An 11,851-nucleotide genomic window follows, 5' to 3' on the forward strand; every position below is an offset into this window, starting at 1 on the left:
CAGGGAGCGACCGATGCCCTTATCTCGATGGAGCGGTGTCGGTGCGCTCGTGGCCCTCGCCCTCGTCGTGCTGCTGGCCGTACCGGGAGAGGCACGCGTGCGGGCCGACCGGACCGGGACGATCACCGCGGCCGCCGCGCCCTCGGCGGCGCTGGGGGAGAACATCGCCTACAACCTCTACCTGCCGTACGGCTACGCCAAGGGCGCCGATCGCTATCCGGTGCTGTACCTGCTGCACGGCCGCGGCGACACGATGCAGGCGTGGACCCGGGTCAAGGACACGCTCGACGCGATGATCCGGACCCGGCGGATCCCGCCGCTCATCGCCGTCATGCCCGACGCGCCGTGGAGCGAGCGCGGCAGCTGGTACGTGGACTCCCGCTACACCGGCTCCGACCTGCCAGGACGGCCCGTCGAGACCGCGCTGACCCGCGACCTGGTGGCCCACGTGGACGCGACGTACCGTACGGCGCCGATCCGTCAGGCCCGCATGGTCGGCGGCTACTCCATGGGCGGCTCGGGCGCGCTGCGCTTCGCGCTGGCCCACCAGGACCTGTTCGGCAGCGCCATCGTGCTCAGCCCGGCCGTCTACACGCCGCTGCCGCCGGGCGACTCCTCCACCCGTGACTACGGCGCCTACGGCCAGGGCGGCGAGAAGTTCGCCGACGCGGTCTACCGCGAGCTGAACTACCCCGCCCTGCTCCCCAAGCTCGACCAGGACCTGCCCGTACGGCTGTTCGTGGCCGTCGGCGACGACGAGTACGCCAACCCCGACCCCGCCGACGCCCAGCACGACCTCGACTTCGAGTCCGCCGCGCTCTACAACGCGGCCAGGCGCTCGCCCGCGGTCTCGGCGCAGTTGCGGGTGCTCGACGGCGGCCACGACTGGACCGTCTGGGCGCCCGCGTTCGAGCAGGCGATGGCCGAGCTCGGCCCGGGGCTGAGCGTCACGCCGCCGGCCGGGCTGCCCGCCCCGCTGTACGGCACGGCCGCCCAGGACTGGGCCGGTGGCGTCGCGGCACACGCCGACGGATCGCTGACCACCGGGTTCGCGGCGAGCGGGCCCGTCGGCGGCCGGCCGTACGCGGGCCGCCTCGACGCGGTGCTGGTCCGCGGCGGAGCGGACGGCTGGACCAGGCAGCTCGGGACCGCCGCCGACGAGCGGTTGTACGGCGTCGCGGCGCTGCCCGACGGTGGCGTGCTCGCGGCCGGCTACACCAAGGGCGACCTGGACGGCCACCACGCGGGCAACGCCACGGATGACGCGTTCGTGGTCCGACTCGACGCGAAGGGCGCGGTCCGCTGGATCACCCAGTTCGGCGCGCCGGGCGTGGCCGACCGCCTCTACGGCCTGGCCGCCGCCCCCGACGGCGGCGCCTACGTGGCCGGCTACACCAAGGGCGCGCTCGACGGGGCCAACAGCGGGGACAAGGACGCGCTGGTCGCCCGCCTGTCCGCCGACGGCGCGCTCTCCTGGGTCCACCAGTACGGCGGGGTGGGCGAGGACAAGGCGTACGGTGTTGCCTCGGACGGGACGAACCTCTACGTGACGGGCAGCGCGACCTCGGCCCTGCCGGGGACGGCCGCACTCGGCGGGCTCGACGGCTGGCTCGCCGCCTACGACCCGAACGGGACCCGGAAGTGGGCCACCACGGTGGGCGGCACCGGTGACGACCGGCTGAACGCGGTGGCCGTCACCACGGCGGGCCTCGCGGTCGCCACCGGGCGCGTCGGCGGCGACCTGGTCGCGGCGGCGTACACGGGCGCGGGCAAGCAGCGCTGGCAGGCCACCGTCGCCACCCCGGCCGCCGACGAGGGCGCCGCCGTGGTGCCACTGCCCGGCGGTGCGGTCGAGCTGGCCGGATACACCCGGGGACGGGTGGGCGTGGTGGCCGGCGCGGCCGACGTCCTGACGGTCCGGCTCGACGGCAAGGGGAAGCAGCAGGCCGCCGCCCAGCTCGGCACCGCCCGTGACGACGGCGTCGACCCGTTCTCCGAGGTCAACCTGTACGCCGCCGCCACCCCGTCGGGGCAGGTGGCCGTCTCCGGCCTGACCTACGGCACGCCGACCGGCGGCGAGGCACCGGGCAACGGCGACGTCTTCACCACCACGATCGACCCGGCCACCGGCCTGCCCGTCGCCAAGGGGTGACGCGGTCGGCAAGGGTGACGCGGTCGGCGCGGTTTGAATCGAGCCGCGCCGACGCGGTCGGCCTGGTTTGAAGCGGGCCTCGTCGACGCGTCGACGAGGTCAGGACGGGGTGAGGAGGCCCGCGTCGACGATGGCGCGGCCGAAGGGGCGGGCCAGCTCGGCGAGGCGTTCGCAGCCCTCCTCGCCCAGCGCCGAGTAGGCGGGCAGGGCCAGCGCGTCGGTGCGGGCCTCGATGTGCTGGCGCAGCGTCTTGCCCTCGGCGCTGAGCGTGTGGCCGTCGAGGAGACCGCGTTCGCGCAGGTGCTCCCCGGCGGCCGCCCACTCCGGCTCGGGCCAGGCCCGGCTCAGCTTGAGGAAGTCCACCGGGACCTCCCCGCTGGCGGCGTGCAGCACGAGCGCGTCCAGCGGCCCGACGCCCTCGGTGACCAGCGTGCTGATGTGCCCGTCGCCGCGGAACTCGCGCAGCAGCGTCTGCGCGTGCCACAGCTGGAGCAGCGGGTCGTCCGGCCAGGGCAGCGCGGCGTGGGCGGCGAACAGCGGCCGGCCCTGCGGGTGCTCGCAGGCGGACTCGGCGGCGCGGCGGGCCAGCGCGAGGACCGTGTCCAGCTCGGGCTGCTCGTGGATGCCCGCCCGGCGCAGCGCCTCGTCGGCCGCCTCGTACCGCGCGGCCAGCACCTGCTCGGGCGTCACCAGGTCCCAGGCGGCGGGCAGCGCCTTCCGTACGAGGGCGGGGTTGAAGTTGTAGAAGGTCGCGATGACCAGCTCGGCGGAGGCGCGGCCGAGCGCCGCCCCGCGCGAGGCGAAGTAACCGGAGCGGCCGTTCAGCCCCAGCGCGGCGTACCGCTTCCGGCCCTCGGGGACGAAGTAGATCATCCCGTGCACCGGCTCCAGCCGCCGCCAAGCCTGCCGCGCCGCCTTCATGTCAACGTTCATGCCAACGTCCCCCTTCATGCCAGCGAGTCCACGAACCGTGCCATCCCGGCCAGCCACCGGTCGGGATCGTCGGCTTTACGGCGGGCGAAGTCGGCCACCTCGGGGTGCGGGAAGATGTGGAACCGCTCCGCCGCCAGCCCCTCGACCACCGTGCCGGCCACGTCGGCCGGGTCGAGGATCGCCCCCGACGCGCCGACCGCGCGGGCCGTCAGGTGGTCCTCCGCGACGCCGCGCTCCAGCATGGCGGTCCGTACGCCTTGCGGGCACAGCACGCTGACCTTGACACCCTTGGTCGCGTAGTGGATCGAAACCCACTCGGCGAAGGCGATGGCCGCCGCCTTGGTCACCGCGTAGGGGGCGTCGCCGGGGCAGCTGATCAGTCCGGCCGCCGAGCAGGTGTTGAGCAGGTAGCCGCCGCCCCGCTCTACCATGCCGGGCACGACCGCCCGCGCGGCGTACACGTGGGCCCGCAGGTTGACCGACCACAGGCTGTCCCATTCCTGGTCGGTGGCGTCCAGCCCGTGCCCGGCGATGATGCCCGCGTTGGAGCAGAACAGATCGGGCGGCCCGAAGGGCGTCTCCGCCAGCGCGGCCACCTCGGCCTCCACCGACACGTCGGTCCGTACGGCCACGGCCCGGTCGCCGATCTCCTTGGCCACCGCGCCCGCGCCCTCCTCGTCGAGGTCGGCGACCACCACTCCGGCCGCCCCCTCCGCGGCGAACCTGAGCGCCATGGCCCGGCCGATCCCGCTCGCCGCCCCCGTGACGACGACGACCTTGTCCCGCACCCGCATGAAGCCACCTTCCTAACCGACCAGCCGGTATCCAGAACGTAGTTCTATTAACGGTGGCGAGTCAACGTTTCGATGGCGCGCTTGAGGATCTTGCCGGTGGGGCTCATGGGCAGTTCGTCGGCGAACGTGACGTGCCGGGGGTATTTGTAGGCCGCCACCCGCTCCCTGACGAAGGCCCGCAGCTCGTCGGCCTCGACCGGCGCGCGCAGCGTCACCACGGCCGCGATCTCCTCCCCGAGCTCCGGGTGCGGGACCCCGATGACCGCCGCCTGCCGGACGGCGGGATGCTCGTACAGGACCTCCTCCACCTCGCGCGGGTAGACGGTGTAGCCACCCCGGATGATCACGTCCCGGCGCCGGTCGACCAGGAAGAAGAACCCGTCGTCGTCGACCCGGCCGAGGTCCCCGGTGCGGAACCAGCCGTCGCGGATCGCCTCCGCCGTGGCGGCCGGGTCGTTCCAGTAGCCCTTCATCACGTTGGGACCCCGGACGACGATCTCGCCGATGTGGCCGGTCGGCACCTCGCCGCCGTCCTCGTCGACCACCTTCATCTGGACGTCCTTGATCGGGCGGCCGATCGACCCCGGCCGGGTGCCGTTGCGGCCCCGGTTGGACGAGGCGACGGGCGAGGTCTCGCTGAGCCCGTAGCCCTCCACGATCGAGCAGCCGAACCGCGTCTCGTACGCCCGCAGCACGTCGAGCGGCAGCGCCGCCCCGCCGGAGACCAGGATGCGCAGCAGTGACATGTCGGAGGCGCCCGGATGGTCGAGCAACGCGATGTACATGGTCGGCACGCCCTGGAAGACCGTGACGCCGTCGCGCCGGATGACCTCCAGCGCCCGGCCCGCCTCGAAGCGCGGCAGCAGCGTGAGGCGAGCGCCGGCCTGGACGGTGGCGTTGAGCGAGCAGGTCTGCCCGAAGGAGTGGTAGAGCGGCAGCGCCCCGAGCACGACGTCGTCCACCCCGAGCGCGTGCATGCGGGCGACGGCCGCGGCGTTGCCGCCGAGGTTGCCGTGAGTCAGCTCGACGCCCTTGGCCCGGCCGGTGGTGCCGGAGGTGTAGTGGATGACCGCCGTCTCGCCGTCGGCGCGCGGGGTGACGTCATGCTCGGCGGCCAGGCCGCGCAGCAGCCGCTGGAACTCGCCGGGCACGACGAAGAAGCAGTCGGTCAGGGTGCCTGCGGTGCCCGCCTCGGCGGTCTCGGCGAAGGCGTGCCAGGCGATCAGCAGGCAGGCCCCGCAGTCCCCGACGTACGCGGCGATCTCCCGCCTGCGCAGCAGCGGATCCAGCGGGACGACGACCGCCCCGATCCGCAGCACCCCGTAGTAGACGACGGCGAACTCCGGGACGTTAGGCAGCATGACCGCCACCCGGTCGCCCGCGCCGATCCCGCGCAGCCGCAGCAGCGCGGCGACGCGGGCGCTCATCAGGTCGAGCGCGCCGTAGGTGAGCGCCTCGTCGTCGAGCGTGACAACCGTCCTCCCGCCGAGCCGATCGGCGACGGTGTGGAGCCGGTCAGCGAGATTCATGGAACGACCGTACGTCCCCGCTCCCACGTCGCTCATCGGTCGCGGTGCCCAGTCTTTGCCGCCCGTGGTTGGTGTTGGGCGGCTGTTCAGGAGTGGGTGGCAGCGTGTCGTGCAGGGCGATCGCCACAAGGAGATCGAGCAGGTCGCTGATCCGGCGCAGGCTGCGACCGGTGCGCTCCTGGATGCGGCGCAGGCGATATTGAGCGGTGTTGGGGTGGATCTGCAGCCGCTCGGCCGAGGCGCGCAGGTTCAGGTCGGCGGCGGCGAAGGCGCGGATCGTGGCGGTGAGCACGCCGCCGCGCGCCCGGTCCTCGGACAGGAGCGCGGTGATCCGCGGATCCACCAGGTGGCGGGCGGTGTCGTCGGCCCTCAGCGCCAGATACTGGAACGGCGACAGCCGTGGCAGCGCGGCCACACCGCCGTCCTCCGGCAGGAACTCCAGCACGGTACGGGCCTCGTCATAGGCCCGCGGGATCCCGGCCGTCCCGGCGACGACCGTGCTGATGCCCATCGCCAGCACGATCCCCTCGCCCATGAGGCTCTCGCGCACGGCCTGCAGCCGGTCGCACAGCTCCTCCGGGTCGCCGCCGGGGCCGAGCGCGGGGATGGCGACGATCTCCGACTGCCGCACGACCGACAGCGTCCGCGCGCCGTTCGCCCCGGCCCTGGAGATGGCCGCGCAAGCCGCGTGCCGCGCGTCCACGCCGCGGTCGGAGTCCGGCTTCTCGCCGATTACGAGCGCGCGCGGCCCGAGCAGGACCGCGATCACCACGAGTATGGGTGTGCGGGTGTCGGACCCCAGTCCGTAGGCGTGGGCCGCGGCCAGTTGCCGGCCACGCGCGGGCGCGCCGCCGGCCAGCAGGGTCTCCAGCAGGTCCCTGCTCTCGTGCACGGCCTCCGCAGCCGCGTAGTGCTGGAACTCCATGTACGCGTTGGCCGCGTGCGTGCTGGCGAAGTCGCAGTAACGCATGATCGGGGCCGCCAGGGAGAGCGCGGCCTCGTGGCCGGCGGCCGAGTGGCCGGCCCGCTCCAGCACCGACCCCCAGAAGACCCGCTGGCCGACGCGGAAGGCGTTGATGTAGTCGGCCAGGGCGATCCCGGCCCTGGCCCGCCGCATGGCGGCCCGGCGCGCGAAGGCGATGTCGTCGACGGTGACCGTGCGGTCTTCGAGCATCACGGCCAGCTTGCTGCGGTAGTGGCGGACCACCTGGTCGCGTACGTCGGCGAGGAAGTTATCGTCCTGAGCCGCGTAGGCGGGAATCTCGGCCCGCATCGTCTGAACGGCCGTGTCGGCAAGGTCGGCTAGATGATCGAGGAGCTCGGAGAGGATGCGCGTGCGCTGGACGCGGACCGTCGCCGAACCGGTGAGCGTTTCCGTGCTGAAACCACCGGACATGCCGGGATGATCCATGCACTTTGCCGGGCGGTCAACAGGTCGTAACCGGTCCGAGACAGACCCTGTGCCCGGCGGACAACAGCCAGGACGCATCTTGGGTGACCGTGCCCAATGTGGTGTCGGACGGGTGACTCCTACGCTTTCAGAACATTCTTCTCCGCTCACCGTCAGCAGGAGGCCGGAGTGCTGGAGGTAACCGTCAGCAGGGGGCCGAGGTGCTGGAGGTAAGCGAGCTCACGGTCCGATTCGGTGGCATCACGGCGCTCGACGGCGTGGGCTTGTCGGTGCGGCGCGGCGAGATGGTCGGGCTCATCGGGCCGAACGGCGCGGGCAAGACCACGCTGTTCAACTGCCTGACCCGCCGCCACGACGCCGGCGCGGGCCGGGTCGAGTACGAGGGCCGGGACCTGCTCGCCGTACCACCGCACGCGATCGCGGCCTTGGGCATCACCCGGACCTTCCAGAACCTCGGCCTGTTCCCGCGCATGTCGGTCCGCGACAACACGCTGGTCGGCGCGCACCACCGCGGCCGGGCCGGCTTCCTCACCGCGGGCCTGCGCCTGCCCGGCGTACGCCGCGAGGAGGCCGGGTTGCGCGCCGAGGCCGACGCGGTGCTCGACCGGCTGGCGCTGACCGAGGTCGCCGACCATCCGGCCGCCGGGCTGCCGTTCGGCACGCTCAAGCGGGTGGAGCTGGCCAGGGCGCTGGTCGGCCGCCCCGAGCTGCTGCTGCTCGACGAGCCGGTGAACGGGCTCAGCTCGGCGGAGGTCGAGGAGTTCGCCGGCGTGCTGCGCGCGATCCGCGACGAGTACGACCTGACCATGGTCGTGGTCGAGCATCACATGGGCTTCGTCATGGGGATCTGCGACCGGATCGTCTGCCTGGACTTCGGCCGCAAGATCGCCGAGGGAGCCCCGGCCGAGGTCCAGCGCGATCCCGGGGTCATCGAGGCGTACCTGGGGACCGCCGTATGAGCGAGCGAAGCGAACGAATCATCCAATACAGCGCGTGTCACTTATGCGACCGACGAAGGAGGGCGCATGAGTGAGCTGGTGGTGACGGACCTGGTCGCCGGATACGGCGACGCGAAGGTGCTGCACGGGCTGAGCCTGACGGTCGGCCCGGGGGAGATCTGCGCGATACTCGGGCCGAACGGAGCCGGCAAGACGACCCTGCTGCGGGCGCTGTCCGGCATGGTCCGCGGGCGCGGCAGCGTCCGGCTCGGCGGCACCGAGCTGACCGGCCGCTCGCCGGACGCGATCGCCCGGCGCGGCGTCGCCCACGTACCCGAGGGGCGCGGCACGTTCATGCCGCTCACCGTCGAGGAGAACCTGCGCCTGGGCGCCTACGTACGCCGGGGCAGGACCGGCGTGGAGGCCGACCTCGACCGCATCTACACCTACTTCCCGGCGCTGAAGCCCAGGCTGCGGCAGGCGGCGGGCAGCCTCAGCGGCGGCGAGCAGCAGATGCTGGCCATCGGCCGCGCGCTCATGCTGCGCCCCCGGCTGCTCCTGCTGGACGAGCCGTCGCTGGGCCTGGCCCCGCTGGTCACCCGGGAACTGTTCCGCATCGTGCGGGCGATCAACGAACAGGAGCGGACCACCGTGGTCGTCGTCGAGCAGAACGCCCATCTCGCCCTCGGCATCGCCCAGCAGGCGCATGTCCTGGAGACCGGCCGGATCGTGCTGTCGGGCACGGCGGAGCGGATCAGGGCGGACGAGCAGGTCGCCCAGTCCTACCTCGGATACCGGGTCTAGTCATGGCCGGCTTCCTGCAGCAGGTCGTCGAGGGGCTCGGCGCGGGCGCCATCTATGCCGGCCTGGCGCTGGCCCTGGTGCTGATCTACCAGTTCACCGGCATCGTCAACTTCGCCCAGGGCGAGCTGGCGATGTTCTCCACCTATCTGGCCTGGCAGCTCACCGCCGCCGGGCTGCCGTTCTGGCTGGCGCTGGTCGTCACGCTCGTGGTGTCGTTCGCGGGCGGCATGCTCATCGAGCGGGTGATCATCCGCCCGGTCGAAGGCGCTCCCGAGCTGACCGTGGTGATCGTCACCGTGGGGCTGTTCATCTTCGTGAACGCCGCCGCCGGGTGGATCTGGTCGTTCACCATCAAGGACTTCCCCAACCCGTTTCCCGAGGGCGCGTTCAGGGCGGGGGGCGTCAGCGTGGGGTACTCGACGCTGGGCATCCTCGGCGTCGTCGCCGTGGTGATGGGCCTGCTGTACCTGCTCTTCCAGCACACCAAGATCGGTCTGGGCATGCGCGCGGTGGCCTCCAGCCCGCAGTCCGCCCGGCTGGTCGGCATCCGGGTGGGCTGGACACTCGCGCTCGGGTGGGGCCTGGCCGCCACGGTCGGCGCGGTGTCGGGCGTACTGGTGGCGCCGCTGCTCTTCCTGGACCCCAACCTGATGGGCGGGGTGCTCATCTACGCGTTCGCGGCGGCGACGCTCGGCGGGTTCGACAGCCCGCTGGGCGCGGTCGTGGGCGGTCTGGTCGTCGGCGTGGCCGAGACGCTCGCCGGGGCGTACGTCGGCTTCATCGGATCGGATCTCAAGATCGGGGTGCCGCTGGTCATCATCCTCGGCGTCCTGCTGCTGCGGCCCCAAGGGCTGTTCGGGCGAGCGGTGGTGGAGCGGGTATGAGCGAGGCGGCGGAGGCACGGGCGTCCGGAAGCCGGTGGCGGGTGGCGGCGAACCGGCGCTGGATCATCATGGCCCTGCTGCTCGCGCTTACCTGCTACGCGCCCTTCCAGCTGGTGCCGTTCCGGGTCTTCCAGTTCACCATGGTGCTGATCTACGCGGTGGCGCTGCTCGGGCTGAACCTGCTCGTCGGGCACACCGGCCAGATCTCGCTCGGGCACGGCGCCTACTTCGCGGTCGGCGCCTACACCGCGGCCATCCTGCTGCACAGCTGGCACGTGCCCTACCCGGCCACGCTGCCGGCCGCCGCCGTGGCGGCGTTCGCGCTGGGTCTGGCGTTCGGCGTGCCCGCCGTCCGGCTGCGCGGCCTCTACCTGGCCCTGGTGACACTGGCCATCGCGATCTTCCTGGTACCGCTCCTCAAACGGTTCGAGTCGGTCACCGGCGGCTCCATGGGGCTGACGCTGGCCAAGCCGGTGCCGCCCGCGTGGACGGGACTGGCCGAGGACCAGTGGCTGTACTTCCTCACGCTGGCGGTGGCCGTCGTGGCGTTCCTGGTGACCCGTAGCGTGCTGCGCTCGCGGGTCGGCCGGGCGCTGCACGCCATCCGGGACAACGAGGCGGCGGCCGAGGTCATGGGCGTGCGGCTGTCGTTCTACAAGACGCTCTCCTTCGCCTGGAGCGCGATGCTCGCCGGGATCGCGGGCTGCCTCTACACATGGGTGATCGGGTACGTCTCGCCGGACTCGTTCGTCGTCACGCTCTCGATCACGCTGCTGGCGGGCCTCGTCGTGGGCGGCCTCGGCTCGTACTGGGGGCCGCTGCTGGGCGGGCTGTTCGTCATGTTCGTGCCGAGCATCTCCCAGAGCGTGAACGACGCCGCGCCCGGCGTCGTCTTCGGCCTGCTGATCATCGCGGTGATGTACGTCGCCCCGACCGGCCTGGCCGGGCTGGCGGGCCGCGCGGCGTACTCGATCAAGAAGACCCTCCGGAAGGAGTAACAGGCATGCGCGTATCCGTTATCGGCTGTACGGCGATGCTCCTGGCCGCGGTGGCGGCCTGCGGGGGGCGGGGCGGGACCGAGCCGGGCGCCACGGCGTCGGGGCCGTGCCAGGGCCAGCAGACGACCGGCATCACCGACAAGACCATCAAGCTCGGCGGCATCTACCCGCTGTCGGGACCCGCCTCGGCCTACGGTGACATCCCCAAGGGCATCAAGGCGTACTTCGACTACATCAACGCCGAGAAGAACGGCATCGGCGGGCGCAAGGTCGAGTTCGTGGTCCGCGACGACGGCTACCAGCCGCCCAAGGCGGTCGAGGAGGCCCGCCGGCTGGTCGAGCAGGAGCAGGTGTTCGCGCTGTTCCAGACATTGGGCACCCCCTCGACGACGGCGACCTGGGACTACACCAACCAGCGGAAGGTGCCGCAGATCTTCGTCGCGACCGGCGCCTCGAAGTGGGGCACCGACACGAAGCACCCGTGGACCATCGGCTGGCAGCCCAACTACATCTCCGAGGCGCGCGTCTACGCCCAGTATCTCAAGAAGGAGAAACCCACCGCCAAGGTCGCGGTGCTCTACCAGAACGATGACTTCGGCAAGGACCTGTTCGGCGGCTTCAAGCGGGCCATCGAGGGCAGCGGGATCACCGTCGTCGGCGAGCAGAGCTACGAGGTCACCGACCCGAGCATCGACCCGCAGATGCGCAACCTGGCCGGGTCCAAGGCCGATGTGTTCCTCAACATCACCACGCCCAAGTTCGGCTCGCAGGCGCTGGCCGCCGACGCCAAGAACACCGCCTGGAACCCGCTGCACATCATCAACAACGTCTCCTCCTCGATCACCGTGCTCAAGCCCGTCGGCTTCGAGAACGTCCAGGGCGTCGTCTCCTCCACCTACTACAAGGACCCGAGGGACGCGACGTGGAACGACGACGCGGAGATGAAGCTCTACAAGGCGAAGATGGCGCAGTACGCGCCGGGCACCGACCCGAACGTGCCGTTCTTCACCTTCGGCTGGGCGGTGGCCGACTCCTTCAACAAGACGATGTCGGCCGCGAAGTGCCCGACCCGCGAGGGGCTGCGCGACTCGATGCGCAGCCTGAGCAACGTGCAGATCAACATGCTGCTGCCCGGGGTGACGATGACCACCGCCGCCGATGACGGCTTCCCGATCGAGTCGATGCAGCTCATGAAGTTCAAGGGCGAGGGGTGGGAGCTGTTCGGGAACGTCATCGACACCCGCAAGGAGTTCGGGCCGCTGACCGGCTGAACAAGCATGGGCCTTCGCTTTGGAGCGCTTCGCGCACTGGGCTTAGGGCTGCGCCTAGTGGGGGGCTCAGCGCCCCCCACACCCCCACACCCCCACACCCCCACAAAAGCATGGTCCTCGCTAATCGCTCGGGCGCC

At 71.8% G+C, this 11,851-nt stretch carries 10 protein-coding genes; 6 read left to right on the plus strand and 4 right to left on the minus strand.

Features of this window, described 5'->3' with window-relative positions; translation table 11 throughout:
* Positions 1–13 precede the first annotated feature (13 nt).
* Positions 14–2,152, plus strand: a complete 2,139-nt coding sequence (locus LDL49_RS06580) for an alpha/beta hydrolase-fold protein (protein WP_225290020.1) — start codon at positions 14–16, stop codon at positions 2,150–2,152.
* A 99-nt stretch (positions 2,153–2,251) separates the two neighbouring features.
* Here LDL49_RS06580 and LDL49_RS06585 read toward each other — a convergent pair whose 3' ends face one another.
* From LDL49_RS06585 to LDL49_RS06600, 4 genes are read right to left on the minus strand one after another with little or no spacing between them, the layout of a single operon-like run.
* Entirely contained in the window at positions 2,252–3,085 is an 834-nt protein-coding gene (locus LDL49_RS06585; protein WP_225290021.1) for an SCO6745 family protein, read from the minus strand.
* Positions 3,086–3,099: 14 nt separating this feature from the next.
* On the minus strand, positions 3,100–3,879 hold the full coding sequence (locus LDL49_RS06590; RefSeq protein ID WP_225290022.1) for an SDR family oxidoreductase: 780 nt from the start codon (positions 3,877–3,879) through the stop codon (positions 3,100–3,102).
* A gap of 47 nt (positions 3,880–3,926) precedes the next feature.
* Complete coding sequence (locus LDL49_RS06595; protein ID WP_225290023.1) at positions 3,927–5,408, minus strand: long-chain-fatty-acid--CoA ligase; 1,482 nt, start codon at positions 5,406–5,408, stop codon at positions 3,927–3,929.
* Positions 5,395–6,804 carry a PucR family transcriptional regulator gene (locus LDL49_RS06600; protein WP_225290024.1) on the minus strand — a complete coding sequence of 470 codons (1,410 nt, stop codon included), beginning with the start codon at positions 6,802–6,804 and terminating at the stop codon, positions 5,395–5,397. The genes LDL49_RS06595 and LDL49_RS06600 overlap by 14 nt, the downstream gene beginning before the upstream one ends.
* A gap of 215 nt (positions 6,805–7,019) precedes the next feature.
* Between LDL49_RS06600 and LDL49_RS06605 the strand changes: the two genes are divergently transcribed.
* The 5 genes from LDL49_RS06605 (at position 7,020) to LDL49_RS06625 (ending at position 11,714) form a co-directional block, all read left to right on the plus strand.
* Entirely contained in the window at positions 7,020–7,778 is a 759-nt protein-coding gene (locus LDL49_RS06605; protein ID WP_225290025.1) for an ABC transporter ATP-binding protein, read from the plus strand.
* A gap of 66 nt (positions 7,779–7,844) precedes the next feature.
* On the plus strand, positions 7,845–8,561 hold the full coding sequence (locus LDL49_RS06610; protein WP_225290026.1) for an ABC transporter ATP-binding protein: 717 nt from the start codon (positions 7,845–7,847) through the stop codon (positions 8,559–8,561).
* Between the two features lie 2 nt (positions 8,562–8,563).
* Positions 8,564–9,445, plus strand: a complete 882-nt coding sequence (locus LDL49_RS06615) for a branched-chain amino acid ABC transporter permease (protein ID WP_225290027.1) — start codon at positions 8,564–8,566, stop codon at positions 9,443–9,445.
* Positions 9,442–10,443, plus strand: a complete 1,002-nt coding sequence (locus LDL49_RS06620; RefSeq protein WP_225290028.1) for a branched-chain amino acid ABC transporter permease — start codon at positions 9,442–9,444, stop codon at positions 10,441–10,443. The genes LDL49_RS06615 and LDL49_RS06620 overlap by 4 nt, the downstream gene beginning before the upstream one ends.
* Before the next feature lie 5 nt (positions 10,444–10,448).
* Positions 10,449–11,714, plus strand: a complete 1,266-nt coding sequence (locus LDL49_RS06625) for an ABC transporter substrate-binding protein (RefSeq protein ID WP_225290029.1) — start codon at positions 10,449–10,451, stop codon at positions 11,712–11,714.
* Positions 11,715–11,851: the final 137 nt, after the last annotated feature.

The sequence above is a fragment of the Nonomuraea aurantiaca genome (assembly GCF_020215705.1).
GTDB lineage: Bacteria > Actinomycetota > Actinomycetes > Streptosporangiales > Streptosporangiaceae > Nonomuraea > Nonomuraea aurantiaca.

Excerpts from the sequence above, each read along its gene's own strand:
- LDL49_RS06600 (WP_225290024.1), bottom strand. The coding sequence starts at position 6,804 with ATGTCCGGTGGTTTCAGCACGGAAACGCTCACCGGTTCGGCGACGGTC.
- LDL49_RS06625 (WP_225290029.1), top strand. The coding sequence starts at position 10,449 with ATGCGCGTATCCGTTATCGGCTGTACGGCGATGCTCCTGGCCGCGGTG.
- LDL49_RS06610 (WP_225290026.1), top strand. The coding sequence starts at position 7,845 with ATGAGTGAGCTGGTGGTGACGGACCTGGTCGCCGGATACGGCGACGCG.
- LDL49_RS06620 (WP_225290028.1), top strand. The coding sequence starts at position 9,442 with ATGAGCGAGGCGGCGGAGGCACGGGCGTCCGGAAGCCGGTGGCGGGTG.
- LDL49_RS06595 (WP_225290023.1), bottom strand. The coding sequence starts at position 5,408 with ATGAATCTCGCTGACCGGCTCCACACCGTCGCCGATCGGCTCGGCGGG.
- LDL49_RS06615 (WP_225290027.1), top strand. The coding sequence starts at position 8,564 with ATGGCCGGCTTCCTGCAGCAGGTCGTCGAGGGGCTCGGCGCGGGCGCC.
- LDL49_RS06585 (WP_225290021.1), bottom strand. The coding sequence starts at position 3,085 with ATGAACGTTGACATGAAGGCGGCGCGGCAGGCTTGGCGGCGGCTGGAG.
- LDL49_RS06580 (WP_225290020.1), top strand. The coding sequence starts at position 14 with ATGCCCTTATCTCGATGGAGCGGTGTCGGTGCGCTCGTGGCCCTCGCC.
- LDL49_RS06590 (WP_225290022.1), bottom strand. The coding sequence starts at position 3,879 with ATGCGGGTGCGGGACAAGGTCGTCGTCGTCACGGGGGCGGCGAGCGGG.